General features: G+C 73.1%; 20 protein-coding genes. 4 read left to right on the forward strand and 16 right to left on the reverse strand.

Going from position 1 to position 26,775, the window contains the following annotated elements; genetic code table 11:
• Positions 1-8: 8 nt before the first annotated feature.
• The 12 genes from ACGFIZ_RS12645 to ACGFIZ_RS12700 form a co-directional block, all read right to left on the reverse strand.
• Positions 9-947, reverse strand: coding sequence for a GNAT family N-acetyltransferase (locus ACGFIZ_RS12645; protein WP_393418653.1), 939 nt, complete (start codon positions 945-947; stop codon positions 9-11).
• Positions 944-1,783, reverse strand: a complete 840-nt coding sequence (locus ACGFIZ_RS12650) for a fumarylacetoacetate hydrolase family protein (RefSeq protein ID WP_393418655.1) — start codon at positions 1,781-1,783, stop codon at positions 944-946. The genes ACGFIZ_RS12645 and ACGFIZ_RS12650 overlap by 4 nt, the downstream gene beginning before the upstream one ends.
• 68 nt (positions 1,784-1,851) lie before the next feature.
• Positions 1,852-2,838, reverse strand: coding sequence for a hydroxyacid dehydrogenase (locus tag ACGFIZ_RS12655; protein ID WP_393418657.1), 987 nt, complete (start codon positions 2,836-2,838; stop codon positions 1,852-1,854).
• A 73-nt stretch (positions 2,839-2,911) separates the two neighbouring features.
• A complete protein-coding gene (locus ACGFIZ_RS12660) occupies positions 2,912-3,919 on the reverse strand; it encodes a dihydrodipicolinate synthase family protein (protein WP_393418659.1) in 1,008 nt (335 codons plus the stop codon).
• A 1-nt stretch (position 3,920) separates the two neighbouring features.
• The gene (locus ACGFIZ_RS12665) at positions 3,921-4,943 is read right to left on the reverse strand and encodes an NAD-dependent epimerase/dehydratase family protein (RefSeq protein WP_393418661.1); all 1,023 of its coding nucleotides are present in this window, start codon (positions 4,941-4,943) and stop codon (positions 3,921-3,923) included.
• Positions 4,944-4,950: 7 nt separating this feature from the next.
• Positions 4,951-5,841: a carbohydrate ABC transporter permease gene (locus ACGFIZ_RS12670; RefSeq protein WP_393418663.1), complete on the reverse strand. Its 891-nt coding sequence runs from the start codon at positions 5,839-5,841 to the stop codon at positions 4,951-4,953.
• Entirely contained in the window at positions 5,838-6,740 is a 903-nt protein-coding gene (locus tag ACGFIZ_RS12675) for a carbohydrate ABC transporter permease (protein WP_393418665.1), read from the reverse strand. Before ACGFIZ_RS12675 ends, ACGFIZ_RS12670 begins: the two co-directional genes overlap by 4 nt.
• A 94-nt stretch (positions 6,741-6,834) precedes the next feature.
• Positions 6,835-8,070, reverse strand: coding sequence for an ABC transporter substrate-binding protein (locus ACGFIZ_RS12680; protein WP_393418667.1), 1,236 nt, complete (start codon positions 8,068-8,070; stop codon positions 6,835-6,837).
• Positions 8,071-8,093: 23 nt separating this feature from the next.
• On the reverse strand, positions 8,094-9,356 hold the full coding sequence (locus ACGFIZ_RS12685) for a Gfo/Idh/MocA family protein (protein ID WP_393418669.1): 1,263 nt from the start codon (positions 9,354-9,356) through the stop codon (positions 8,094-8,096).
• A 34-nt stretch (positions 9,357-9,390) separates the two neighbouring features.
• A complete protein-coding gene (locus tag ACGFIZ_RS12690) occupies positions 9,391-11,568 on the reverse strand; it encodes a hypothetical protein (RefSeq protein ID WP_393418671.1) in 2,178 nt (725 codons plus the stop codon).
• Positions 11,569-11,600: 32 nt separating this feature from the next.
• A complete protein-coding gene (locus ACGFIZ_RS12695; protein WP_393418673.1) occupies positions 11,601-13,691 on the reverse strand; it encodes a hypothetical protein in 2,091 nt (696 codons plus the stop codon).
• A 277-nt stretch (positions 13,692-13,968) separates the two neighbouring features.
• Positions 13,969-14,784 carry an IclR family transcriptional regulator gene (locus ACGFIZ_RS12700; RefSeq protein ID WP_393418675.1) on the reverse strand — a complete coding sequence of 272 codons (816 nt, stop codon included), beginning with the start codon at positions 14,782-14,784 and terminating at the stop codon, positions 13,969-13,971.
• Positions 14,785-15,022: 238 nt separating this feature from the next.
• On the opposite strand from ACGFIZ_RS12700, the gene ACGFIZ_RS12705 reads away from it, so the two are divergent.
• Genes ACGFIZ_RS12705 through ACGFIZ_RS12720 form a run of 4 tightly spaced genes read left to right on the forward strand, consistent with a single transcriptional unit; the run spans position 15,023 to position 19,246 of the window.
• Positions 15,023-16,399 (forward strand): aspartate aminotransferase family protein, encoded by a 1,377-nt coding sequence (locus ACGFIZ_RS12705; protein ID WP_393418677.1) that lies wholly within the window; start codon positions 15,023-15,025, stop codon positions 16,397-16,399.
• Entirely contained in the window at positions 16,399-17,586 is a 1,188-nt protein-coding gene (locus ACGFIZ_RS12710; RefSeq protein WP_393418679.1) for a mandelate racemase/muconate lactonizing enzyme family protein, read from the forward strand. Before ACGFIZ_RS12705 ends, ACGFIZ_RS12710 begins: the two co-directional genes overlap by 1 nt.
• On the forward strand, positions 17,583-18,425 hold the full coding sequence (locus ACGFIZ_RS12715) for an amidohydrolase family protein (RefSeq protein ID WP_393418681.1): 843 nt from the start codon (positions 17,583-17,585) through the stop codon (positions 18,423-18,425). Before ACGFIZ_RS12710 ends, ACGFIZ_RS12715 begins: the two co-directional genes overlap by 4 nt.
• Positions 18,422-19,246, forward strand: a complete 825-nt coding sequence (locus ACGFIZ_RS12720) for an SDR family NAD(P)-dependent oxidoreductase (RefSeq protein WP_393418683.1) — start codon at positions 18,422-18,424, stop codon at positions 19,244-19,246. Before ACGFIZ_RS12715 ends, ACGFIZ_RS12720 begins: the two co-directional genes overlap by 4 nt.
• 96 nt (positions 19,247-19,342) lie before the next feature.
• On the opposite strand, the gene ACGFIZ_RS12725 is transcribed toward ACGFIZ_RS12720, so the two are convergent.
• Genes ACGFIZ_RS12725 through ACGFIZ_RS12740 form a run of 4 tightly spaced genes read right to left on the reverse strand, consistent with a single transcriptional unit; the run spans position 19,343 to position 26,754 of the window.
• Positions 19,343-20,869 (reverse strand): phosphatidylserine/phosphatidylglycerophosphate/cardiolipin synthase family protein, encoded by a 1,527-nt coding sequence (locus ACGFIZ_RS12725; RefSeq protein WP_393418685.1) that lies wholly within the window; start codon positions 20,867-20,869, stop codon positions 19,343-19,345.
• Positions 20,862-22,037, reverse strand: coding sequence for a hypothetical protein (locus ACGFIZ_RS12730; RefSeq protein WP_393418687.1), 1,176 nt, complete (start codon positions 22,035-22,037; stop codon positions 20,862-20,864). The genes ACGFIZ_RS12725 and ACGFIZ_RS12730 overlap by 8 nt, the downstream gene beginning before the upstream one ends.
• Complete coding sequence (locus ACGFIZ_RS12735; RefSeq protein WP_393418689.1) at positions 22,034-25,306, reverse strand: DEAD/DEAH box helicase; 3,273 nt, start codon at positions 25,304-25,306, stop codon at positions 22,034-22,036. The genes ACGFIZ_RS12730 and ACGFIZ_RS12735 overlap by 4 nt, the downstream gene beginning before the upstream one ends.
• A 2-nt stretch (positions 25,307-25,308) precedes the next feature.
• Positions 25,309-26,754, reverse strand: coding sequence for a TIGR02710 family CRISPR-associated CARF protein (locus ACGFIZ_RS12740; RefSeq protein ID WP_393418691.1), 1,446 nt, complete (start codon positions 26,752-26,754; stop codon positions 25,309-25,311).
• Between the last annotated feature and the right edge of the window lie 21 nt (positions 26,755-26,775).

Consider the following 26,775-nt stretch of genomic DNA (forward strand, 5'->3'; position numbering starts at 1 on the left):
TGTGCTGCTCACAGGTAGTCGGCCGGCCAGTGGAAGGCGCCGGGTGCCCCGGTGATCGCGGCCAGGTGGTCGGGCGCCGCGTGGATCGGCCGGACCATGCCGGTGGCGTCGGCCTCCGTCACCGGGTCGATCAGGAGGCTCGGCAACGCCGCCTCGATCACCGGGTCGGCGGGCAGCCGGGCCGTGCAGTGCCGTACGGCGCGGTCGACGGCGGTTCGGGCGACAGCGCCGAACAGGGCGCGAAGGGCATCCGGCCGGTCCGGCCAGGCTGCAACCTCGATCACCCGGACGTGCCCCGGAGACCACTGCGCGACCAGGTAGCCCGCTGTCCGGCCGTCGTGCCGGGCGACCAGCGTCCGGGTGGGCGGCGCGTACCACACCGGCACCCGCAACCCCCAGTCGGCGGCGTCCCGCACCGTGCTGAGCGGCCGGTGGGCGTTGAACGCCGCGTGCACCGGGGCGAGCTCCGCCCAGTCCACATCGGACTCCTCCCGGACGGTCCAGCCCGGCGGAGGGGCGGCGGCTGCCGCCGGTCGACCGCTGCGGTAGTGCAGGGTGAACGGGCGGTAGCCGCTGGACAGGTAGACGTCGGATGTGCCGGTGAACAGCAACGACCAGGCGCAGCCGTCCGCGGCCATGGCCGTGACGGCCAGGTCGAGCAGGCGGCGGATGTGACCGCGGCCCCGCGCCCGGACCCGGGTGGCCACGTTGGCGACGCCGCCGACCAGGTCGACGCCGCCGGCGGCGTTGCGGACCCGGCGGGGCAGGTAGTAGACGGCGGCGACGACCGTCCCGGCCTCCACCGCCACGAAGGTGCGCGGGAGGCGGCCGGGGTCGTGGGCGTAGAGCTCGGTCACGTGTGCGTCGGTGAACGCCTCGTCCCACGTGGCGTGGAGCGACGGCACGTCCGCCGGCATGGCCGGGCGGAACTCGACCGGGGCCGTCACGCCGGCGCGAGCAGGTTGCGCTGCCGGCCGAGCACGTCGATCTCCACCTCCATCACGTCGCCGGCCGCCAGGTAGGGGAACCGGCCGGACAGCGCCACCCCCTGCGGGGTGCCGGTGTTGAGGACGTCACCCGGCTCCAGCACGGTGAACTGGGACAGGTGCCAGATCAGGTACGCCACGTCGAAGATCATGTCGGCGCTCCGGGAGTCCTGCCGCGGCTCGCCGTTGACCCACGAACGCAGCCGAAGCGCCTGCGGGTCGCCGGCCTCGTCCGGCGTGACCAGCCATGGGCCGAGCGGGTTGAAGGTCTCGCACGACTTGCCCTTGGACCACTGGCCGCCGGGGTCGGCGAACTGGTAGTCCCGTTCGGACACGTCGTTGGTGACCGCGTACCCCGCCACGTGGGCGAGGGCCTCGGCCGGGGAGTCGAGGTAGCGGGCCCGCTTCCCGATCACCACGGCCAGCTCGACCTCCCAGTCGGTCTTCGTCGATCCGCGCGGGATCAGTACGTCGTCGTACGGGCCGACCACAGTGTTCGGCGACTTGTGGAACAGGATCGGCCGCTCGGGCGGGGCGACTCCCGACTCGGCGGCGTGCGCGCGGTAGTTCTGCCCGATGCAGAGCACCGCACCGGGCCGGGCAATGGGGGCGCCGATCCGCTCCCCGGTCACGTCGAGTTCGGGCAGCGGCCCGGCCGCCCGGACCCGCTCGACCGGGTCCGCGGCGAGGAACGCCGCGTCGATGTCGGCGGTGACGCCGCTCAGGTCGAAGTAGCTGATGCCGTCGAACAGCACCGGCCGTTCGGCACCGGCCGGGCCGATCCGCATGAACTTCATGATGTCCTCTCCGATGGGGTGGGGCCCGCAGGCGGGCCCATGTCGATCGCGTGCCGGGTCTGGCGGTGTCAGCCCGTCCTGGCGAGCATCTCCGGCGTCACCGCGTGGGCGAGGGGCCGGCCGGCCACGTACCGGGCGATCTCGTCGACGACGATCTCGCCCTGCCGCCGGCGACCCTGCACGGTGCCGGCGGCCTGGTGCGGGGTGAGCAGCACGTTGGGCAGCGCCCGTAGCGGGTGGCCGGTGGGTAGCGGCTCGTCGTCGTAGACGTCCAGCGCGGCGTCGATCCGGCCGCGGGACAGCTCCGCGACGAGCGCCGCCTCGTCGACCAGCCAGGACCGGGCGGTGTTGACCAGTCCGGCGCCGTCGGGCAGCAGCGCCAGCTCGCGGGCGCCGAGCAGGTGCCGGGTTTCCGGCAGGGTCGGCGCGTGCAGCGCGACGACGCGGCTGCCGGCGAGCAGCTCGTCGAGGCCGACCAGCCGGGCACCGAGCGCGGCGGCGTCCGTCGCGGTGAGAGTGGGGTCGTACACGCTGACCTCAGCGCCCAGGGCGCGGACCAGTTCCAGGTACGCCCGCCCGGTGCGGGACGCGCCGACGACCCCGACCGGGCAGCCGAGGATCTCGTGCCGGGGTGGCGCCTGTTCCGCCTGGCTCCAGCTCGTGCCGCTGTGGAGCGCGTGGTCGAAGCGGGGCGTCTGGTGCAGCAGGGCCAGGGTGAACGCGAGGGCGACCTCGGCCACCGACCGGGCCATGCCCTGCCCCGCCTGGGTGACCGTGATGCCACGGGCGAACAGCTCGGGGGTCACGAACGGTTTGACGGAGGCGCCGGTGTGCGCGACCAGCCGGAGCGCCGGGGCGCGATCCAGCAGGGCCGCGTCGAGCCGAGGGGCACCCCACGAGGTCACCAGCACCTCGGCCCGGGCCAGCAGCGGCTCCAGGCCGGTAAGGGTGAGTGCCGCGTGGTCGTCGACGAGCGCGGCGTCGGTGATCGTGGTCAGCCGGTCGCCGATGCGGTCCGGGAAGAACTGGGCGCGCAGGGTGGCGGATACGGACACCACGGTGACCGGACGGCGTCCGCCGGAGGGTGTGGTCACCGGCGGCCCGTTTCCACCGGCCCCGGGTGGCGGCTCACCGGAGCCAGTCATCGCGATGCTCCGCGACGAAGTCGTCGTCCGTCAGCCACGGATAGGCGGTGGTCACCCGGGTCAGCTCCTCGGCCTGGCCGGGCGACAGCCCTTCGGCCGGGTCGAGGCACCACACCCCGTCGAGCAGCCCCTGCCGGCGCAGCACCTCGTGCACCCCGGCGATGCAGCCGTGGAACCCGTTCGCGGCGTCGAACACCGCCGCGTTCGCGTCCGTGACCGCCGCCGCGCGGGCGGTCAGCTCCGCCAGCGCCGCCGGATCGCCCGACCGGGCGGCTCGTACGCGGTCGAACATCGTCACCGCAGCGCGGGTCCACACCGCCCACTGGCCGAGCAGGCCGCCGACGAACCGGCGGCCGGCGAACTCGCCGAGCAGGTCGCCGAGGATGTGGTCGTCGTTGCCGGTGTACAGCGCCACCTCGGCGGCCCGGTCGGCGGCGGCGATGCCGTGCACCGCCTCCAGGGTGCGGTACCGGTCGAAGGGGGCGAGCTTCACCGCGGCCACCGACGGCAGGTCGGCGAACGCCCGCCAGAACGCCGTCGACAGGCGTGGGCCCCCGACGGCCGGCTGGAGGTAGAAGCCGATCAGCGGCAGCACCTCGCCGACCGCCCGCGCCCGGTCCAGCAGGTACGCCTCGTCGGCGCCGGGCACGACGGGGGACAGCAGCACGGCGTGGTACCCCAGCGAGGCGGCCAGTTCGGCCTCGGCGACGGCCTGGGCGGTGTCGCCGCAGGCCCCGGCGATCTTGACCACCGGTCGGTTGGCCTCGGCGTCGACGGTCTCGGCGGCCAGGGCGAGCACCGGCCGCAGCAGCCCCGCCTCGCGGATGGCGAACTGGGTGGTGTGCACGCCGACCGCGAGGCCGCCGGCCCCGGCGGCCAGGTAGTAGCGGGTCAACGCCCGCTGCCGCCGCTCGTCGAGGCGGCGGTCGGCGGTGAGCGCGAGCGGGTGCGCGGGGATGACGGTCCCGTCGCGCAGCAGGTCCAGGGACATGTCAGAACCTTCCGTCGCGGACGGCGAACTTGGTGGGCTTGCCGGTGGTGGGCAGGCCGGCGGCCAGCCAGTCGGCCTGCCAGTCGATCAGGGTGCCCAGTGGCACGTCCGGGTAGCCGAACAGCGCGTGGCAGCGGGTCGCGTCGTTGAGCAGCGCGGTCGGCGCCTCGCTGCCGGCGTACGTCACCGGCCTGCCCAGGCGCTCGCCCATCCGGGCGGCGATCCGGCGCACCGGGGCGGTCTCCGGGCCGGTCAGGTTCAGGGTGAACACGTCGGCGGAGGCGCGCTCCAGCGACCGCAGCGCCACCTCGTTGGCGTAGCCCTGCCAGACCACGTTGACGTGGCCGGTGGTGAGGTCGACCGGCTCGCCGGCCAGCACCGCCTTACCGATGTCGGCGAGCACCCCGTAGCGCAGGTCGACCGCGTAGTTGAGGCGGATCACCGTGACCGGGGTGCCCCGGGTGGCGGCGGCGTGCGCGAAGACCTGCTCCCGGCCGAGGCAGCTCATCGCGTAGTCGCCGATCGGGCCGGGCGGGTCGGTCTCCACGCAGCCGCCGGAGGTCACGGGCGCCATCGGGTACACGTTGCCGGTGGAGAACGCGGCGATCCGGGCGGCCGGGTAGCGGCGGGCCACCGCGGCGGGTAGCACCGCGTTGACCATCCAGGCCAGGTAGGGGGCGCTGGCGGTGCCGAACTTCGCGCCCACCATGAACACCACGTCGGCGGCGTCGGGCAGCCCGGCCAGATCGCCGTCGCCGAGCAGGTCGCACGTCACCGGCTCCACCCCGTCGGCGGCCAGCGCGTCGGCCGCCGACCGGTCCGACCAGCGCGACACGGCGTAGACCCGGTCGCCGCCGCGGCCGGCGGCGTCGAGCCCCCGGCGGGCCAGCCGGCACAGCGACGGGCCCATCTTGCCCCCGGCGCCGAGCACCACCAGGTCGCCGGAGCCGCCGGCCAGGTCGGCGACGAGCGCCGCCGACGGCCGGGCCAGGCGGTCCTCCAACTCGGACTCACTTGTGAACATGTTTCTCTTACCCCTTGATTCCGGACATCGTGACGCCCTCGGTGAAGTACCGCTGGCCCACGAGGTAGGCGGCGAAGATCGGCACGAACGCGACGACCGAGCCGGCGAGCATGACGTTGAGCGGCACCTGCTCCTGCTGGAGGGAGGCGATGCCGACGGTGAGGGTGCGCATGTCCCCGCTCTGGCCGATGATCAACGGCCAGAGCAGGTCGTTCCAGTGCCACAGGAAGACGAACACGCCGAGGGTGGCCAGGATCGGCTTGCACAGCGGCAGCACGATCCGCACGAACATCCGCCACTCCGACGCGCCGTCGATCTTCGCCGCCTCGAACAGTTCGTCGGGCAGGCCCTGGATGAACTGCCGCATCAGGAACACCGCCTGCGCGTTGGCGAGCGTCGGCAGGATCAGCCCCCAGTACGTGTCGACCCCGCCGACCCTCGCGATGAGGATGAAGGTCGGGATGAGGGTGACGTGGTACGGCACCATGACCATCGCCAGGAACGACCAGAACATCGCCTCCCGGCCGGGGAAGCGCTTCTTCGCGAACGCGTACCCGGCCAGCGCGGCGAGCAGCAGCACCGCGACGACGCTGACCACCGAGTAGATCGTGGTGTTCAGCAGCCACCGCAGGATGCTCCGCGAGTCGAGCACGGTGGCGTACGCGTCGAACTCGATCGGCCAGGGCAGCAGGCTGCCGGGGAACTCGACGGCGGCGGCGGGCTTCAGGCTCAGCACCACCATCGCGTAGAACGGGAACAGCGTGACCACGCTGGCCACGGCGAGCAGCACGTACCGCAGCACGGTGCCGCCCGGCCCGGGCTGCAACGCCCGGTACGAGCGCCGCCGGCGGGCCCGGGGTGCCGTGGTGGCTGCGGGGGCGGTGGTCGTGGCGGTCACTTGTCCCTCCCGAGGGCCAGCCGCTGGATCAGTGCGACGACCAGGGTCATCGCGAACAGGGCCACCCCGATCGCGCTGGCGTAGCCGAGGTCGAAGTACTTGAAGCCCTGGTCGTACAGGGCCATGACGAGGGTGTAGCTGGCGCGGGCCGGGCCGCCGCCGGTCATCGCGTACACCAGGTCGAAGACCTGGAACGAGGCGGTCGTCTCGATCACCAGCAGGAAGAACAGCACCGGCTTGAGCTGGGGCAGCACGATCCAGCGGAACCGCGGCCACGGGCCGGCGCCGTCGGTGAGCGCGGCCTCCTCCTGCTCGCGCGGCAGGTCCTGGAGGCGGGCCAGCACGATCAGCATGCCGTACCCGAAGTGCGACCACACGCCGACCAGGGCGAGTGCCGGCAGGACCAAGGTGCTGGAGGCCAGCCAGGAGTCGCCGGGCAGGCCCACCCAGCCGAGGACCCGCGCCCAGGGGCCGCCGGAGGAGAACACCCAGGAGAAGATCGTGGCGACCAGCACCAGGCTGGTGACCACCGGCAGGAAGAACACCGACCGGAAGAAGCCGACGCCGCGGAAGGCGCGCCGGACCAGCAGCGCCAGCCCGACCGAGGCGGCCACGGTCAGCGGTACGTACAGCAGGGTGTAGCCGGCGGTGATCCGCAGCGACTGCCAGAAGACCGGGTCGTCGGCCAGCCGCCGGGCGTTCTCCAGCCCGGTCCACTCGGCGTCGCCGCCGATCGTGTAGTCCATGAACCCGAGCAGCAGCCCCGCGATCGCCGGGCCGAAGCGGAACGCCAGGAACAGCAGGAACGCGGGGAGGACGAAGAGCAGACCCCATCGTGCCTCGCGCCGGGCGATCACCCGCCGGGCCCCCCGGGCCGGCAGCTGAGCAGGTACGGCCATCTCGCCATCCTCTTCGCAGGTTCGGCATCGGCCGACGCGGCCGGTGCGGTGGTGCCCGGCCCGCCGCCGCGGCGCGGCGGCGGGCCGGCAGGGGTCAGAGCAGCGCCTGGGCGGCCCTGGCCGCGTCGGCGAGCGCCTGCTCGGGGGTCTTCTTGCCGATCAGCGCGGCCTGGATCTCGGGGGCGAGCACGCCCATCACCTCGCGGCTCTTCTCGTTGAGCGCGCCGACGGTGGTGCTGCCGAGGGTCTTCTCCATCTCGGTGTTCACCGGGTCCTGGGGGTACAGGGACCCGGCGGACGTCTTGGCCGAGAAGTAGCCGCCCGCGGTGTCGTACGCGGAGGCGACCGCCGGGGCGGTGACGAAGGAGACCCACTCGCCGGCGGCCTTCTTGGCCTTGCTCCCCTTGAGGATGGAGAGGCTGCCCACGGTGCCGTAGCCGACGCTCCTGGCGTCGCTCAGCGGCGGGAAGATCTTGATGTTCTCCTTGCCCCAGAACTTCTCGACGTCGGCCGGGACGTGCTGCCAGGTGCAGGCGACCTTGTTCCTGGCGACGTTGGTCTGCTCGAACGCGGGGATGCTGGTGATCAGGTCCTTCTCGACGTAACCGCCGTCGACGAGCTGCTTGAGGAAGGTCAGCGCCTTGACGCCCTCGGGGCCGTCGAACGCCACGGACCTGCCGTCCGCGCCGAACACGTCCCCACCGGCCTGCCACAGCAGCGGGTAGAAGGACTGGTTCAGCGTGGCGCTCGGGTCGGCGTAGTAGTTGGTGACGTCGAAGCCCTTGGCCTTGAACCGCGGTGCGAGGGCCAGCAGGTCGGCCCACGTCTTCGGGTACTCGGTGATCCCGGCGGCGGTGAACACCTTCGCGTTGCACATCAGCGGGTTGCTGCTGGTCAGGATCGGCGCGCCGAGCATCCTGCCGTCGAGGGTGACGGCGGCTCGGACGTTCTCCCGGTAGTCGGCCTTCGCGTCGGCGGGCAGGTAGTCGTCCACCGGCTCGATCATCTTGTTGAACTTGCCGAGCTGGTCGGGGATCAGGTACACGACGTCGGGTCCCTTGCCGCCGGCGATCGCGGTGGTCAGCGACTCCTCCCGCTTGGCCCACGGGAAGATCTCGACCTTGACGTCGACGTCGGGGTGGTCGGCCTTGAACGCGGCGACCTGCTTGTCCCAGAAACCCCGGTGGGTGGCCTCGTCGGGGATCACCGGGTAGATCCACATGGTGACGCTCTGCTTGTCGTCGCCGGCGTCGGAGCCGCCGCCGCAGGCGGTGAGCAGCCCGGCCACCAGCGCGGCGACCGCGGCCGGTGCGTACCTGCGAACTCGCATCTGTCCGTTCCTCTCTGAGTGGTTCAGTGCGCGGGCACGGTCACGACCGTGCCGGTGTGCCGGGCCGTCTCGGCGGCGAAGACCGCGAGGTGGCTGGCGAGGGTCTCGTCCAGCCCGGACCGGATGTGCTGGCCGTCGCCGGTGGCGACGGCGCGGACGAAGGCGTCCATCAGCGCGGTGTCGCCGCCGCCGTGGTCGTCGGCGGCGGTGGACCCGCCGACCGTGCCGGCGTCGAGGACCTCGATCCGGTCGGTGCGGAAGTCGTGCACCCGGACCCGCTCGCCGTCGCCGGAGAGGAAGCCGTGGGTGCCGAACAGCTGGGTCTGCCGGTGGGTCTGTTCGGTGAAGGCGGCCATGGTGAAGGTGGCGCTGACCCCGCCGGTCAACTCCATCGCGACGACCTGGTGGTCGACGACGTCGTTGTCGCCGGAGTACACGCACCGCCCGTACGGTCCGGTGCGCAGCGCCGCCAGCAGCGCGGCCTCGTCGGTGCCGTCGGTGACCACGCTGACCGGCCAGATCGGCCCGCGCTCGCGCAGCACCGGCAGGTACAGCTTCGGCGCCGAGTACGGGCAGCCCGGCTCGACGGCGCAGTCCAGGCACCGCGCGGCAGCGCCGGCCGGAGCCTGGTCGGGCCGGAAGTGGCGTAGCCCGCCGAAGCTGGCGACCCGCTCGATGCGCCGGCCGGTGACGTAGCCGAGCCAGTCCAGGTCGTGGCTGGACTTGGCCAGCAGCATGGGGGTGGCCAGGTCCTCCCGTCGCCACGGGCCGCGTACGTAGGAGTGGGCGTAGTGCCACCAGCCGACCGGTTCGAGGTGCTGGACGCTGACGATCTCGCCCAGTACCCCGCTGTCCACCACCCGCTTCACCACGTCGGTGTACGGGGTGTAGCGCAGGACGTGGCAGACGGCGAACAGCACGCCAGTGGCGCGGACCGCCTCGACGATCTCGCGGCACTGGTCCGCGGTCGGCGCGAGTGGCTTCTCCACCAGCAGGTGCCGGCCGGTCTTGGCGAACGCGACGGCCGGCTCCACGTGCATCCGGTCCTGGGTGGCCACGACGACCGCGTCCGCCGGCGGGTCCGCCGCGAGCAGGTCCCGCCAGTCGACGAACTCCGCCGCGCCCGGATGGGCGGCGGTGATCAACCCTCGTTGGTGGGGCCGCGGGTCGGCGACCGCGACCAGCCGCGCCCGCCCCGGGTTGGCGGCCACCCACCGGGCGTACGTCTGGCCCCGGTTGCCCGCGCCCACCAGCGCGACCCGCACCGGCCGGTCCTGCTGTTCCACCTGCTCCTCGCTTTCTCTCGCTGGCCTCGGGCGGTCAGACCGTCAGGTTCCCGGCGTCGCGGACCCGCGACGAGGCGGCGGGCAGCTCCCGGGTCACGCCCTCCTCCACGCACCCGGTGTGGTGCAGGTGGGAACCCTCGCCGAAGCCGGCGTCGGCCAGCCGCAGCCTTCCGCCGGTGAACTGCGCCCCCACGGCCGAGTACCGGTTGGTGCCGGCGTCGACGGCGACGTGCGCGGTGCCCGCGTCGCCGGTGGTGCTGAGATAGCCGCCCAGCTCCCACCGCACGACGCCGGTGGCCGCGGCGCGGGACAGCAGTGCCTTCGCCGCGTTCGTGCCGCTGACCACCGCACCGCCGCCGACGCTGATCCGCTGGTCGGTGGCGCCGGCGAGGCGGATGCCGGTGTCGGTGAAGGTCCCGCCGGACACGCGGAGGTCGGCGGAGCGCACGGTGACCGGCGCGGCGTCCGGGGCGCCGACGAACGTCACGTCGGTGAGGTGTAGCCGCCCGGTGCCGCTGAAGGTGTGCCCGTTGACGCCCCGGATCGTGGTGCGGACCAGGTGCACCGGGGTCGTGACGCTGGCCTGCACGACGTCGGTGCCGGCGGTGGCCAGGATGAACGCGCAGTCCTCGATGACGTTGGGCCGCTGCGACCGGGTGGACTGCTGGGAGATGATCAGCGTGTCGTCGGCGGAGCAGCCACGCAGCTGCACGCCGTCGGCGTTGACCCACATCATCCCGGAGCCGGCCAGCCCGGCCTTGCGGATGACCTGGACGTCCTCCAGGGTCAGGTCGGTCACCTTCACCCGGGCCACGAACCAGGAGCAGACGTGCTTGCGGACGGTGATCCGCTTCGCCGCCGAGCCCCAGGCCGCCCCGGAGTTGGCGAACGTCATCAGCCCGGAGTTGCCGGTGTAGACCAGGTCGTGCTCGTACTGGCCGTGGGTGACGAACGGGCCCTGGTCGTCGCCGTCGCCGTGGCAGTTCGTGACGTACCCGTACGCCGAGGCGGTCCAGTCGTTGAGGTGCCGGGCGTTGGAGGTGCGGCAGTCCTCGACGTGCCCGTACAGGCAGTAGATCTGCTGGGTGAGGTAGCCGGCGCCGCCCCAGGTGACCGAGGTCGGGTTCTTCAGGGTGCAGCGGGCGGTGTGGAAGTACGTGCACCAGCGCCGCATGATCACCGGCCAGAAGGTGCCGGTGGCGTCGACGTCGGCGACGTCGCAGTGCACCGCGTACTCGTAGGCGACCGGGTGGGAGCCGGTGTACTGGTCGGCGCCGTTGCCGGTGAAGACGAGGTTGCGCACGTGCACCCGGCTGACCGGCTCGACCCGGGTCCAGGTGAGGCTGCGGCCGGGGGCCAGCTCCCAGCCGTTCTTGTAGTTGACCCGGATGTGGGTGCCGTCGATGATCTGGGTGACCTGGACGAGCTTCTGCAGCTCCCGCTCCCAGGCGCCGGCGAGCCGGTTGACCTCGACGGCGTACCACTGGCCGACGGCGAAGGCGGAGGAGTCGGCTACCTGGAAGGAGTCCCAGCCCTCCCGGACGGCCTCGGTCAGGGCGTGGGTGCGTACCTCGTCGGTGACCTTCCCGCGGAAGAACAGCACGGCGGCGAACGGGTCGTCGCGGCCGGCGTCCTCGATGCCCGTGGTGGACATGGTGTGCCCGCCGAAGTCGAGCACCAGGTCGCTGCGGGTGAACCGGTGCCGCCTGACGAAGTGCAGGTCGGTGTGGGCCTCGATGCGGTGCACGGTGGGGTCGTCGACCATGGCGTCGAGGGCGGCGTCGGCGGGGGTCTTCGCGTCGAAGATGCCGAAGTGCCGGAACTCGACGACGCCGTCGTGCAGCAGGTGCCAGCGGCCCGGCCTGTCGCCGTTCGGCGTGAGGACGGTGCCGCCGTTGCCGGCGGCGGTGCTGGCCGCGTCCCAGCGGACCAGCCGGGCGCCGCCGTCGCCGGCGGCGAAGTGACCGTCGACGTGCACCACCTGCCCGTCGCGCAGGGTGTCGGGCGCCAGGTCGAGCAGGGCGGCGACGGTGCCGACGTGCAGGACCGCGTCGCGGCCGGGGGCCAGCGGGGTCGCCGCGCTGTCCGGCTCGGGGGCGGCGGACGCGGGGGTGGCGGGGGAGAGGGCGAGGGCGGCGCCGGCGAGGGCGAGTCCGCCGAGCCCGGAGGCGCGCAGCAGAGTGCGGCGGGAGGTCGGTTCGGAGCGGTCCATGGGGGTGTCTCCTCTTCCAGGGGCCGGGGTGATCAGACAGTGAGGTTGTCGCCGGTGGCGACGCGGGCGGACTCGGCGGGCAGCTCGCGGGCGACCCCTTCCTCGACGCAGCGGCTGTGCAGCAGCGTGGAGGCGGCGCCGAAGGCGGCGTCGGCGAGCACCAGCCGGCCGCCGGTGAACCGCGCGCCGACGGCCCGGTACCGGTTGACGCCGGTGTCCAGGCGTACGTGGGCGGTTTCCGCGTCGGCGGCGGTGCTGGTGCAGTCGCCCAGCTCGACGCGGACCGCCCCGGGGCCGGCGTTCCGGGTCAGCAGCGCCCGGCGGGCGTTGGTGCCGGTGAGCACCGCGCCGCCGTCGACGACGAGGCGCTGGTCGCGCACGGCCGACAGTTCGATGCCGGTGTCGGTGAGGGTGCCGCCGTCGATCACCACCTCGCCCGCGCCGACCAGCAGCGGGGCGGCCCCCGGCGACCCGGTGAGGGTGCAGTCGGTGAGGCGCACCGGACCGGAGCCGCGCAGGATCGCCCCGTCCAGCCCCCGGAAGGTGGTGCGCACGAAGTGCACCGGGTTGCTGACCGGGGTCTGCACGACGACGGTGCCGGCGGGCTGGTCGAACTCGCAGTCGGCGACGACGGTGGGCCGGCGGGAGCGCGCCGAGCGCTGGGCGATGCTCAGCGTCCTCGCCGAGCAGCCGCGCAGCTGCGCGCCGTCGGCGTTGATCTGGAGCGTGCCGGCCGGGTCGAACGTCGAGCGGGCGATGACCCGGACGTCCTCCAGCGTCAGATCCGTGATCTTGGTGCCGGCGACGAACCAGGAGCAGACGTGCCGGCGGACGGTGATCCGCTTGGCGCTGATGCCCCACTGGCCACCGCTGTTGGCGATGTCCATCAGGCCGGAGTTGCCGGTGAAGACGAGGTCGTGTTCGTACTGGCCGTGGGTGGTGAACGGGTTGCCCCCGGCGTCGTCGCCGTCGCCGTGGCAGTTCTCCACCGTGCAGTACGCCGAGGCGGTCAGGTCGTTGAGGTGCCGGGCGTTGGAACTGCGGCAGTCCACGACGTGCCCGTACAGGCAGTAGATCTGCTGGGTGAGGTAGCCCGCGCCGCCGTACATGACGGTGGGCGGGTTCTTCAGGGTGCAGTTGGCGGTGGTGAAGTGGGTGCACCAGCGGCGCATGATCACCGGCCACCAGGTGCCGGTGGCGTCGATGCCGGAGACGTCGCAGCGCACCGCGTACTCGTAGGCGACCGGGTGGGAGCCGCTGTACTCGCGGTCGTCCGGGCCGGAGCCGGGGTACTCGCCGGTGAAGGCGACGTGGCCCAGGAAGACCATGTTGCGCACGTGGGCACGCTGGACCGGTTCGACCCGCCGCCAGGTGATCGTGCGGCCGGGCTCCAGGGGCCAGCCGTTGAGGTAGCCCACCCGGACGTGGGTGCCGTCGACGATCTGGGTGACCTGGACCATCTTCTGCAGCTCGCGCTCGTCGGCGCCGGTGAGGGAGTTGCTGGTGGCTGTCCACCACTGCCCGACGGCGAAGCGTCCGGAGTCGGGCACCTGGAACACGTCGGTCAGTTCGGGGACGGTCTCGGTGAGGGTGTGGGTGATCACCGTGTCGGTCACCGCGCCGCGGAAGTAGAGCACGGCGCCGAACGGGTTGTCGTGGGTGTTGCGCTCGATACCGTCGGTGTGCACGGTGTGCCCGCCGAAGTCCAGCTCGATGTCGCTGCGGCCGAACGTGTGCCGCTTGACGAAGCGCAGGTCGGTGTGCGCCTCGATCCGACGGATCGCCGGGTCGGCGACCATCGCGTCCAGCGCGGCGTCGGCGGGGATGCCCCTGCCGAAGATCCCGAATCGCCGGAAGTCGCCGACCCCGTCGTGCACGGCCAGCCATCGGCCGCGGCTGGTCCGGTACGGGTCGTGCACGGTGCCGCCGTTGGCGGGGACGGTGCTGGTGGGGTCCCAGCGCAGCAGACTGCCGCCGCCGTCGCCGGCGGTGCGGTAGCCGGCGACCCGCACCAGGGTGCGGACCGCCAGCGCGGCGGGGGCGAGGGCGGCCAGGTCGGCGACGGTGTCGACGCGCAGGACCTGGTCCTGGGAGGTGAGAGTGGACGTGCCGAGTAGACCCATGGCGAGCCTCAACCTTCGCGGTCCAGCCGGCCGGCGCGACGCCGGACGGCAGGCTGGGGGTCTGCGGGCGCCACGGGGGACGCCGCAGGACGGGGGAAGGTCGGGCAAACGCGCGAGGCGCGCAGGCGGCGGAGCTGCTGACCGGAACGCCCGGCGCCGGGGCTGCGGCGCGTCGGGAGTCAGCTGTTCGCCCGAGGTGGCCGCGGCAAGGGCCGCGACCCGCCGCGACCTGGGCCGCAGCGTTGGCGGGAACGTTAAACAGCAGGTGAACCGGCTGTCAAGAGGTCGCCTCCGCCGGGACGTGACCGAGCCGGACGGAGATGGCCTCCGCGGCCTGCCGTACCTGACGCCCCAGCTCCTGGTACCGCCAGCTGGGCAGACCCAGCTTCAGCCCGGTCACGCTGATCGCGCCGCAGCACTGCCCGGTGTGGTCGCGCAGGGCGCTGCCGATGCAGAACACCCCCTCGGCGTCCTCCTCGTCGTCGAGGGCGTACCCGGCCTTGCGGACGTCGTCGAGGTGGGCCAGGAGCGAGTCCAGGTCGGTGATGGTGTGGTCGGTGCGCCGGGGCAGCCCGACGCGGCCGATCAGCTCGGCGACCTGCGGCGGGGTCATCTCGGCCAGCAGGGCCTTGCCCAGCCCGGTGCAGTGCGGCAGCTCGCGGGTGCCCATCCGCAGCTCGATCTGAATGCGCTCGCCGTTGCTGACCTGGTCGATGACGACCGCGTGGGCCCCCTCGGGGACGGCCAGCCGGGAGCTGAGCCCGGTCCCGCGGGTCAGCCCGGCCAGCACCGGGCGGGCGATGTCACGCAGTGACAGCTGCTCCTGGGCGCGGACGCCGAGGCGGGCCAGGGCCATCCCGAGGCGGTAGCGGCGGTTCATCCCCTCGCCGTCGTCGGCGGCCAGTCCGTGGTGACACAGGGTGTGCAGGGTGGCGAACGCGGCGCTCTTGGACAGCCCGCAGGCGCGGGCGATGTCGGTGACGCTCAGTCCCTCGCCGGGGGTGGCGGTGGACAGTGCCTCCAGCACCTCGGCCGCGCGGCTGACGCTGCGCACCAGGTAGCGGGAGCCGTCCCCGTCTTCGGTGGTGGTCATGGTCCTTCTTTCGGTCAGGAAAGCCGAGTGTGTTCGCCAAGGCCGAACAGCGTAACAAACCTGTTCGGAAAGTGGTGCGGCATCCTGTTGACCTTCGCGAACAAGCGGGCCTAGTATGCCGAACATCGTTTGGTAATGCCGAACACTGTTCCGAAACTCGATTGGTTCCTCCTGCGGCGGACATACCGCGGCGTCGCGACCGGGCTGGGTCGCCGCGCCGCACCGATGAGGAGAAGGTGTGATTTCACGATCGTCCGGTGCCCCGCTCGCCGAGCGGGCGCGCCGGGTCATCCCCGGCGGCGTCAACAGCGGGCAGCGCAGCATCCCGGGCCTCACCGACCTGGTGATCGCCCGCGCCTCCGGCGCGCACTTCTGGGACGCCGACGGACGCCGGTACACCGACTACCACGCGGCCTTCGGGCCGCCCCTGCTCGGCCACAACGACGCCGACGTCAACGCCGCCGTCACCGAGGCCGGCACGCGGCTGGACCTGTGCGGCGTGGCCGTCACCGACGGCGAGGTCCGACTCGCCGAAACCCTCGCCGACCTGGTCCCGAGCATCGAAAAGGCGCTGCTGACCAGCACCGGCAGCGAGGCGACCTTCCACGCCCTGCGGGTCGCCCGCGCCGCCACCGGACGGCGTCTGGTGATCAAGTTCCAGGGCTGCTACCACGGCTGGCACGACTCGGTCAGCCTCAACGTCATCTCCGCCCCCGACCGGGTGGGCACGCCCGACCCGATCTCCACCGGCATCCTGCCCGAGGTCCTCGACGCCACCCTCGTGCTGCGCTTCAACGACGTGGCCGCCGTCCGGGCCGCCTTCGCCGCGCACGGCGACGACATCGCCGCCGTCATCGTCGAGCCGGTGCCGCACAACGTCGGCTGTCTCCTGCCCGACCAGGAGTTCCTCCAGGCCCTGCGCGACGAGTGCACCCGCGCCGGCAGCGTCCTGGTCTTCGACGAGGTGATCACCGGCTTCCGGCACGACCTCGGCGGCTGGCAGAAGATCAGCGGGATCACCCCCGACCTGACCACCCTCGGCAAGGCCATCGCCAACGGCTACCCGATCGGCGCCCTCGGCGGCCGGGCCGACCTGATGGACCTGTTCAGCACCCGCCCCGGCGCCCCCGCCTTCTTCGCCGGCACCTACAACGGGCACCCCGCCGTGGTCGCCGCCGCCCTCGCCACCCTCGGCAAGCTGCGCACCGAGCCGGTGCACGAGCACGTCTACCGGCTCGGCGAGCGGGCCCGCGCCGGCATCACCGAGGTCCTCGCCGACCTCGGCGTCCCCGCCGTGGTCACCGGCCACGGCTCCGTCTTCGTCACCTACTTCATGCCCGGACCGGCGCCGCGCAGCTACGACGACCTGCTGCGCAACGATGCCGGCACGTTCATCGGCTACCGTCGGCGGATGCCCGAGCACGGCATCTTCGAGCTGCCGCTGAACCTCAAGCGCAACCACATCTCGTACGCCCACACCGACGCCGACATCGACCACCTCGTCGAGGCCACCCGGACAGCCGTCCGCGACACCCTCGCCAGCGGCGGCGTCACCGAGTTGGCCGGCACCGCCACCATGGGCGGCGCGACCGCCGGCGGGGGAGGGCGGTCCTGATGCTGACCGTCGACAAGACGCGTCCCGTCGGCCCCGCCGGGCGGATCAGCCGGGTGGAGACCCTCACCCTCGGCACCGCCTGGCGCGACTTCTCCTACGTGCGGGTGCACACCGACGCCGGACTGACCGGCGTAGGCGAGATCACCCACCCGTACCGGACGCGGGAGACCTGCCAGCTCGTCGAGGCGATGGCCGGGCGGCACCTGATCGGCGCCGACCCGTTCGACGTCGAGGAGATCTGGCTGCGCATGTACCAGGGCGACTTCCTGCGCGGCGGCGACATCGGCGGGATCGTCGTCTCCGGCGTCGACCAGGCCCTCTACGACCTCATGGGCAAAGCCCTCGGCGTGCCCGCGTACCGTCTCACCGGCGGGGCCTGCCGCGACCGCGTCCGGGTGTACGCCAACGGCTGGTACACCGGCGACCGCGAGCCCGCGGCGTTCGCCGAGCGGGCTGTCGCCACCGTCGCCAAGGGGTACACGGCACTGAAGTTCGACCCGTTCGGCGCGGGCCTCGGTGAGCTGTCCCGCACCGAGCTGCGCCGCTCGATCGACATCGTCGCCGCCGTCCGCGCCGCCGTCGGGCCCGAGATCGAGCTGTTCGTCGAGGGGCACGCCCGCTTCGCCATGCACACCGCCGCCCGGCTGGTACGCGAGCTGGAGCCGTTCGACCTCGGCTGGTTCGAGGAGCCGCTGCCGTGGACGCACATCGAGCGGTACGCCGAGCTGCGTGCCCGCGCCACCATGCCGATCTCCGGCGGCGAGCACTTCCACAACCGCTACGAGTACGCCCGGCTGTTCGCCACCGACGCCGTCGACATCATCCAGCCCGACCTGTCCATGGCCGGCGGGTTCACCGAGGTGCGCAAGCTGGCCGCCATCGCCGACCAGCACGCCATGGTCGTCGCCCCGCACAACTCCAACTCGCCGCTGTGCACCACCGCCTCGGTGCACGCCGTCCTCGGGATGCCCAACTTCAAGATCCTGGAGACGTTCGACGGCCTGCTGGAGGACTACGTCTTCGACGCCGTACGCGGCGCCCTGCCGGTGGTCGACGGGCACATCGACCTGCCCACCGCCCCCGGCCTCGGCGTCGAACTGGTCGACGAGGTGTTCGCCGAACATCCGCCGAGCCACGGCTTCTGGAACATGTTCGCCGACGGGTGGGAGAAACGGGACCGCCGATGATCGTCGACGTGCACTCGCACCTGTTCGACTGCCCGGAGCACGTCGGCGACCCGTTCGCCGCCGAGGCGTCCCGGGCGCACGGCGGCGAGGTCGACCTGACGGTGCGGTGGTCGCAGTACGCGGCCACCGCGCCGCCGGACACCCGCACCGTCGTCGTCGGCGGCAAGGCCCGCCGCTCCGGCCTCTGGGTCGACGACGCCGCCGTGGCCGCGTACGTCGCGGCCCACCCCGACCGGCTGGTCGGCTACCTCGCCCTGGATCCCACCCAGCCCGGCTGGCGCGACGAACTGGAGCACGGGCACCGCGATCTCGGCCTGCGCGGCATCAAGCTGATGCCGATGTACGCCGGGTTCGACCCCGCCGACCCCGCCTACGACGACCTGTACGCCTACGCCGAGCGGCACGGCCTGCCGCTGCTGGTGCACACCGGCACCACCTTCGTCTCCGCCGCGCCGCTGCGCTACGCCCTTCCGGTGCACCTCGACGAGGTGGCCATCCGCCATCCCGAGCTGCGCATGGTGCTGGCCCACCTCGGCCACCCGTACGAGGGGGAGTGCATCGCGGTCATCCGTAAGCACCAGCACGTCTACGCCGACGTCTCCGCGCTGCACTACCGCCCCTTCCAGCTCTGGCACAGCCTTCGGCTGGTGCAGGACTACGGGGTGTGGGGCAAGTTGCTGTTCGGCAGCGACTATCCGTTCACCACCGTCGACGCCTCGATCGAGGGGCTGCGGTCGGTGGGCCGGGTGCCCGGCATCCCCGGCCTCGACCCGCTCGACACCGAGCAGATCGAGCAGCTGATCCACCGTCCGTCGCTCGACCTGCTGGGGTTGGCATGACCGTCGTCCCGCCCTCCTTCGACCTGTCCGGCCGGCTGGCCGTGGTCACCGGCGCCGCGCGGGGGCTCGGCGCCGCGTTCGCGGTCGGCCTCGCCTCTGCCGGCGCCGACCTGGTGCTGGTGGACCGGCCCGGCGCCGACCTCGCCCCGGTCGTGGCCGCGGTGACGCAGCACGGCCGCACCTGCCACCCGTACGAGTTCGACCTGGCCGACACGACCGCGATCGGCCCGTGGGTCGACGAGGTGCGCCGTGACCGCGGCCCGGTGCACATCCTGGTGAACAACGCGGGCGTGGCCCGGCTGGAGCACTTCAACGAGATCACGGTTGCCGCCTGGCGGGAGGTGATGCGGGTGAACGTGGACGCCGTCTTCTTCCTCGCGCAGCGCGTCGCCGAGCACATGATCGCCGACGGGGTGTCCGGCCGCATCGTCAACATCTCCTCCAAGAACGGGCTGACGGCCGAAGCGGGGCTGGCCCACTACAACGCCTCGAAGGGAGCCGTCGAGCTACTCACCCGGTCGCTCGCCGCCGAGCTGGGGCCGCACGGGATCACCGCCAACACGATCGCCCCCGGCATGATCGCCACCCCGATCGACGGCGAGTTCACCCTGGACCGGCAGGCGTTCGAGGCCGCCTGGAAGGAGCGGATCCCGTTGCGCGGGGGCTACGGCACGCCGGACGACTGCGTCGGCGCGCTCCTGCTCCTGGCCTCTGACGCCGGCCGCTACATCAACGGCACCCACCTGGTCGTCGACGGGGGAGTGCTCGCCGACCAGCTGCCCCGGCTCCGGTTCATGCCCCCGTACCGCAGCACCCTCTGACCGCCGGCCTGGGGTATCAGCAGCTGTAGCGGGTACGGAGGCATTCAGCCATCGGTCCTGTCGCGGATGTGTCTGCGGATCGAGCAGATTTCGGCACTACGGTTCCCGGACCAGGAGCGCCGGGCAGAAGCCACGCTTCTGCGCGGCGGCGCCGGTCCCGGCCCGCTCCGTGAACCAGCCACGCAGGCGGACGCCGGCATCGGTCCCGGCCCGGTGGACGGTCAACCGGCGGCGCGTACGGGCAGCCGGCTCCAGGACGGCGACCACGTCGGCGACGTAGAGCCGCAGCCCCTCGGCGTCCTTCTCCCAGAGGACGGGCCCCGCGGTGGCCGCGTCGACCAGCGACCGCCAGTCCGCGTCGGCTGCCGTGACCGGGACACGGGCGGGGTACGGCCACCGTCGCCGCCAGCGGGCGCCCAGGCCGCGGTCGAGGTCGCGCTGCGTGGGTCCCGACGCGAACCGCAGGTCGGCGTGCGTCATGGCATGCCGGAAGTATCGGTGCGCCTCGGTCAGCGCCGCGTGGCCGTCGAGCCGGACACCGACCTCGACACCGTCGAACAACCCGTGCTCGGCGTCGAAGTTGGCGGAGAACAGAGCCCCGTACCGTCCGTCCGCGATCACCCCCTTGGCGTGGGTGTCGGAGTCGCCGTAGATCCGCACGCCCAGCTCGGCCAGCGCCGCGGTGTCGGCGCGATGGGATGCGATGTTGTTCCGACCCCGGACGAGCAGCCGCACGTCGACCCGGTGCTCACGAATCGCCCGGCGCAGCGGCTCCACCAGCAGCTCCGGCCGGTCCCGGATGCCGACCAGACTGAAGGTGGCGAGGAGCAACTCGGTCCGGGCGCGCGCGATGACGTCGTGCAGCGCCGCGAGCACGCCGCGTTCGGCGCCTGCGCCGTCGCGGCAGGTCCAGATCACGCCGGGGCCGTCCGGCAGCCGCGGCGGCGGCACGGGGCTCGGCACCGGCACCCGCCGGTGCAGCGCGTACTCGGCCCCCGGCAGGGCGGTCCAGGTGCAGCCGGAGTACCACAGGCGGGTGAACAGGCTGGCCAGGCGCTTCACCTCGGCCGGGTCGGTCAGCAGTACGCCGTTCTCCCCGGTGGCCCGCTTCCGGGGCGTGTCCGCCAGCGCGCTGGTCTCCAGATTGGCGCTGGACACCAGTGCCCGATGGTCGTCGACGACGAGGAACTTGGCGTGGCAGTCCTCGTGCCCGCGCAGCGCGATGCCGCGGCGGGTCAGCTGGTCGAACTGCTTCTTCTGGGCCTGCACGTCGATGTCCTCGACGTCCTCGACGCTGGCGAGGTCGCGGCGCATCGAATCCTCGGTCCAGGACGTGATGACGTACACCCCACCGCGCAGCCGGTCCACGGCGGCGAGGAGTGCGTCCAGCAGGTCGCGGTCGCCGATCCGAAAGCTGGCCAGGAAGACCTTCCGCCGGGCGCTCGCGATCAGCTCGACGGCCGCGCGTTTGATCGAGGTGTCGGAGCCGCGATAGGTGAACCGGTGCTCGTACGGCCCACCGGCGTCCGGCGCGGCCACGAACGGCGTCGGCTCGGCGTCCTCGCGTACCAGGAAGTACCCCTCCGGGGCGACCAGCGAGCCCAGGTCCAGGTGCTCAGGCATAGCCGAAGTCCTCCGCCTCCCGCAGCGCGTAGACCAGGTTGTGGAACCCCAACTGCCAGGCGCGCTCCCACATCGAGGCGGTGCGCGGAACCGCCGACGCGTCGGCGCCCGGCTGTGCGGCGGCGGTGAGCAGGTGGTCCGTCGCGACGAGTTCGCCGGCCTCCGGGTCGGCGCCGGCCAGGTCGAGTACCACCTCGACGACGGCGTCCTCGCCCTGGACCGCCAGGCCGAGCGGCAGCGCCAGGTTCCGGCCCCGGTCCGCGAGGCGACGCGCGGCGGGCAGGGTGAGCCGGCAGGTCCAGCGGGCCGGTCCCGTACGCTCCGCCCGCGGTGCCACGTGCTGCCGCCAGCCCAACAGCTCGTCCCAGGCGCGGGCGCGCTCACCCCGGTCGGCGAGCGCGTCGAGCAACGCCCGCCACCGCCCGACCAGACCGTCGGCGCCCGGCAACTCCAGCGCCGTCGGCTCCTTGTCGCCCTTGCCGGGAAACCACAGCACCGGCACGTACCGGTCGCCGTCCTGGCGCAGCTCAGCCCGGCACCGGTACACGGGGCACCAGCCGTCCCGGCCCACCGGCGGCGACTCGACGTCCAGCTGGGCCACGGCCGTGACGTCCCGGCCCGCACCTGCCACCGTCCCCTCGGCGAGCCGGGCGCGCAGGTAGTCCGCCAGCTTCCGGCCGGCCATCGAGGCCGGCACCGGGGCATTGCCGGCCGACCGGGGACGGAGCTGCTCGACCGCCCGCAGTCCGGAGACGGCGGGGTCGAGCGCCAGCAGATCCTCGGTCAGCGGCAACAACACGACGTCGAGGCTCACGTGCCGCGCCTCGTACACGGTCCGGGTGCGCGCGGCGTCGTCGGCCGCCGGGAACACCGGCACGTACGCGTCACCGGACACGGCCAGCGCGCGGGCGGCGACCAGCCGGCGCGCCGCGATCGGCAGGAGGCTGCCCGGCAGTCCCGTGATCTCGAACAGCTCCTCCGGGTCGGCCCGGCCGGTGGTCAGGGCCAGTTCCAGCGTGAACCGCTCCAGCGGAGTCATGGAGACCGGCTCGGCGCGCCGCACCGCCACCCCCCGCCACCACAACAGGGGGACCAGCACCTCCGGCAGTACGGCGAGCACGCCGTCGGCCGGCGGTACCGGCCGCGGCACGACGCTGTAGCCGATCACCTGGCGCCCTTGGCGATCGCCATGTCACTCCGCTCGGCGAGCAGGGTGAACAGGTGCCGGTAGAACTCCTCCGCAGCCGGTACGCCGTTGAGCTGCCGCAGGGTGGGCGCGTGCCCGACGAGCACCAGCGCGCGCCGGGCCCGGGTGCAGGCGACGTTGAGCCGGCGGACGTCCTGAAGCCAGCGCCCGTACCGGGCGGAGGGCCTGCCCCGACCGAGGTACGCCCGGCCGAAGGAGAGGAACACCAGGTCGCTCTCCTGTCCCTGGATCCTGTCGACGGCGTCGACGACCTTGAAGCGCAGGCAGCGGAAGTCGGGGAAGCCGGGCGCGCCGAGCCGGGCGCGTATCTCGGTCGCCTGCCGCCGGTAGAACGTGAGCACACTGACGGTCGTCCGCTCACCACCCGAGCGCAGCAGGCGGGCCTCCCACGACCGGCACATCCGGTCGACGAGTTCCGCCTCCAGGTCGTTGACGAAGCCGCTGCCGACCTGGCGCGCGGCTGCCCTGCTGCCGTAGATCGAGGTGTCCACCAGCACCACGGGGGTGTTGGTTCCGCCGTACCGCAACGGCGTGACCTCCGGCTCTTCGGGCGTCCGGTAGTCACCGCCGTACACCGGCCCGGCCACCAGCGCCGCGATCGGCTCGATCATTCGACGCTGGACCACCAGCCGCTGCCGCAGGGCCGGCGGGACGGCACGGACGGACTCCTCGAACAGGCTGCGCACCAGGTGGTCGAGCATGGCCGACAGCAGCCGCTGGTCGGCGTCGCCGCCCAGCTCACGCAGCCGCCGCCACGCGGTCTCGTACGTCCCGCGGTAGTGCCGCTGCCAGGCGCCGCCGTCGCGCAGCCGGTTCGCCGTCTCCAGTACGGTGTCGGCGCGGAACTGGTGCAGCTCCTCGTCCTCGGCCCACCGCTGCGCGAGATGCCCGACCGCGGCGGGCAGGCCGGCGGAGGCCCCCCGCTCGACCATGTGCAGCGCGGAGAGCGCGTGCAGGTGATGCTCGTCGCTCGGCTCGACGTACGGCGGAAGCTGGTGCTCGTCACCGACCAGCACCCACCGTCGGGCCCGTACCGCGCCGATCAGGAACTCGCTGTCGACGACCCGGCTCGCCTCGTCCACGATCAGGGTGTCGAAGTCGGCGTCGCCGAGGTTCCGGGTGACCCCGGTGGTGGTGCAGCAGATCAGGTTGGCCGACCGTCGTAGATCCCTGTCGACCTGCTCGGCCAGTGCCTCCGCGGAGCCGCCCGCCAGCCCGGACAGCTCGAACCAGCGTTGTTCCAGGGCGATCCGGTGCTCCCGCCGTACGATCTCGGCGCGGGTCCGGTCCCGCCAGGCGGCCAGTTCCGCCTCGCCGCTGTCGGCGACCTCGGCACCGGTGCGGTCGCGCAGCCGCGCCCGGGCCGCGTCGACGTCCCCGCGAGCCGTCTCCGCAGCGACCAGCCAACCGTCGAGCACCGCCTGGTGGTGCCGTTCCCCCGGAACGTGCTCGGCCTCCAACGAGGCGATCCGGCCCCGCAGCGTCGCGTGTCGCGCCGTCCACGCCTGATGCTGGTCGGCCAGCCGCCGCCGCTCGGCCTCGCCCCGCTGGTACGCGGCGGACAGCCGCGCCACCTCACTGGTCACGCCGGCCAGGTCTTGGATCCACGCCCAGATCCGCCGCCCGAGCGGCACCGCCCGGAGTTGGGCGCGCAGGCCCTCGACGTGCGCGGTGAGCGGCGGCAGAGCGGTGTCGAGACGTCGCAGCGCCTCCTCGGCCTGTCCGCACTCGGACCGTGCCCGGGTCAGCTCGGCCCGGAGCCGCCGACGCCACTCGGCCCGGGCGGCGTCGGCGCGCCGCGCCTGCTCGGTGGCTTCCCCGTGCCGGGCGACCGCCGCGCGCAGGTCCTCGATCGCGTCGTACCGCTGGCGCAGCCGGGCGATCTCCGCACGCCACCGGTCGGCCTGCGAGCCCGCCGGCCTGCGGGCCTGCCGCAGGTACGTGCGGGTGACCTGCTCCGGCAGGTACCGGCGCAGGTGGGGCGCGACCCGCGACTGGTCCCAGGAGACGCGCAGGGCGAGCACGCCGGGTTGCTCGGCCACCCGCCCCAGCACCTCGTCGACCGCCACGTGCATCGGCGCGAGCAGCAGCACCCGTTCGCCGCGGGCGACGAGTTGGCGTACCACCTCGGTGATGACGGTCGTCTTCCCGGTGCCGGGCGGCCCCTGCACGTGGAAGACGTGTGGCGAGTTGACGGCGCCGGCGACCGCCACTCGCTGCTCCTCGTTCAGCCGGTCGTCGAAGTACGTCGGCAGCGGCGGCAGCGCGACGACCGGCAGGCGCTGCGGGGCGCACATCAGCATCGCGAGGTGCTGCCAGTTTCCCTCGACGCGTTCGTCGAGGAACTGGCGCAGGGCGGCGCTGTGCCTGCCCATGGCGAACCGCCCCTGCTGGGCGAGCCGAAGCCGCGACCCGGGCGGCACCTCCGCGCGGGGTTCTCCCACCGCCAGCAGGGGATCGGCGCCGTCGAACTCCACCGCCCGGATCCGGACGTTCGTCTCGCGTAGGCCCGCGCCGTGCACCTTGACGGCCCGGCCCTCCACGAACGCGGCCCGCTCGTCGAGCCGCAGCCACAGCACCGGCTGCTCCTCCAGTTGGGCCTCGCCGAGCACCACCCCGCTGGCCCGGATCTCCCCCTCCAGGAGGCTGCGCTGCTCCAGCAGCTCGAGCATCTGCAGCAGCGGCTGGTACCGGCGCCGTACCCGGGTGTGCAGGTCGCGGCGCGGCCGCGGCGCGTAGCCCGTCGAGACCAGGCCGAGCCGCGCCTGGTCGCGCAGTGACCGGCGTCGCTGCGCGATCCGGAGACCGTCGGCGAAGACGCGGTGCAGCTCGGCGAGGTCGCAGTAACCCTCGTCCCACACCGGGGTCAGCCGCACCAGCCCGGGGCGCAGGGACTCCGTCCGGCCGAGTCCGCGGGCCGGCTTCACCGAGGTGACGTACGCCTGCGGTACGCCGGTGTCCCGTCCCGTCCGGGGCTGCGCGAAGACGTCCAGCCGGGCGCCCGTGAGCCGGTAGTACCAGCCCTGGTCGCCGGCGAGCCGCTCGACGAGCATTCCGCCGGCCAGGTCCTGTTCGATCTCGTCGGTGCTGTACTCGGCCAGCCACCTCGCCCGCTGCCCGTGCGACAGGATCACCTCGGCCAGCTCCGCCGCGCACGGCGCGAACAGCCCGGGGTCGGCCGCCCGGCAGTACTCGTCGGCCCAGGCGAGCGGGACGCGCAGTCCGGCCACGGTCACCTGTCGTCGCGCAGGAACCGGAGCTCCGCGCAGAGCTCGTCGAGGTCGCTGCCGTCACCGTGCAGCGTCCAGTACGCGCCGAGCAGTCCGGACGCCTCCTCACGGAGCGATTCGGTGTGCACCTCGGCGATCGACTCCGTGCCGTGCGCCAGGACGGACTTGTTCCGGGCCCAGGTGCGCTGCCGTAGCTGGTGCAGGCGCTGCGGGTCGACCAGCCCGGCCTGGTCGACCATCGGGTCGGACAGCGAGGCGAGCAGCACGGCGGCGGCGAACAGGGTCAGCTTGTTCGGCAGCCCCGCCGGTGAGGGTGGTGCCAGCGACCGGCACGTGGCCGCGTACCCGGCCCGGACGGCGTCCGGGTCGCCGAGCAGGGACCAGTCGCAGTCGTCGGGGTCGAAGCCCGGGTAGCGGTGCCGGAGTCGGGTCGTCAGGCACGCCTCGACGGTGCGGTAGAACAGCAGCGCGGCGAAGTCGTGCCGGCCGAGCTGCTGGTAGTGCAGCCCGAGGACGTAGAAGCACACCACGAACGCGGTGCGGTCGCCGTCGGCCAACCGGCGGGCGAACGTCAACTGCCGGTCGATCCGCGCCGCGGTCGCGTCCGTCAGCTCGCGCCGCCCCTGGCGCAGGCTCGCCTCCATCGCGGTCACCGCCGCGGGCAGGGCCACCAGGTCCAGGTCGCACCACGTGCGGTACAGCTCCGCCAACGCCCGCATCAGCCGCGCCCGCCCCGGCACCGCGATCCGCTCCGCGATCTCGTCGTACCGGCGCCGGGCCGCCTCGAACGCGCCGGCGCGGAAGATCTCCACGGCCCGGGCGAGTTCCTGCTCGCCGAAGAGCGTCGTCGGGTTGTCCAACGCGATCAGCCGGACCTCACCGTGCCGCAGCTGCCGGGTCACCGGGTCGAACCGGTTCTCGACGTAGGTCAGCCCGAGGTTGAGCTGCCAGGCCGCGAGGGCGGCGGCGGCGCTCATCACCTTGCGACCACCGGTGATGTCGATGACCGCATGCCGGCCGTCCCAGTCGGCCAGCTCCCGGGCGATGTGCTGGTACATGTCCAGCGGATCGCTGGCGTCGACGAGCACGTGCCGGAAGTCCTGGAACCGTAGCCTGTCCGGCCCCACGACCCGCTGCCCGATGAGGTCGACGCTGTCCGACGCGTCGCGCGAGGTGATCACCACCAGGCGGCGAGGACGCAGCAGCTCGTAGGTCAGCACTGTCGGAATCGCGGCGAAACCGCACAGACTGATCAGCACGTCGACCCGCCGCGTCGGCAGGTGGCTGGCCGCCCGGGCCCGCGCCGCCGCGTCCCTCAGCAGATGGTCGAAGTAGTAGACGGTGGCCTGCACGGCCGGGGTGCCCTCGCCGTACTGGCGCTCGCCCCGCTCGATGCGCCGCATCTCCTCGGCCCGCGCGGCGAACGACTCCGGCTCCTCCGAATCCACCGTGGGATGCTATCGGAGATC

It is taken from the genome of Micromonospora sp. NPDC048830, from assembly GCF_043198215.1.
GTDB lineage: Bacteria > Actinomycetota > Actinomycetes > Mycobacteriales > Micromonosporaceae > Micromonospora.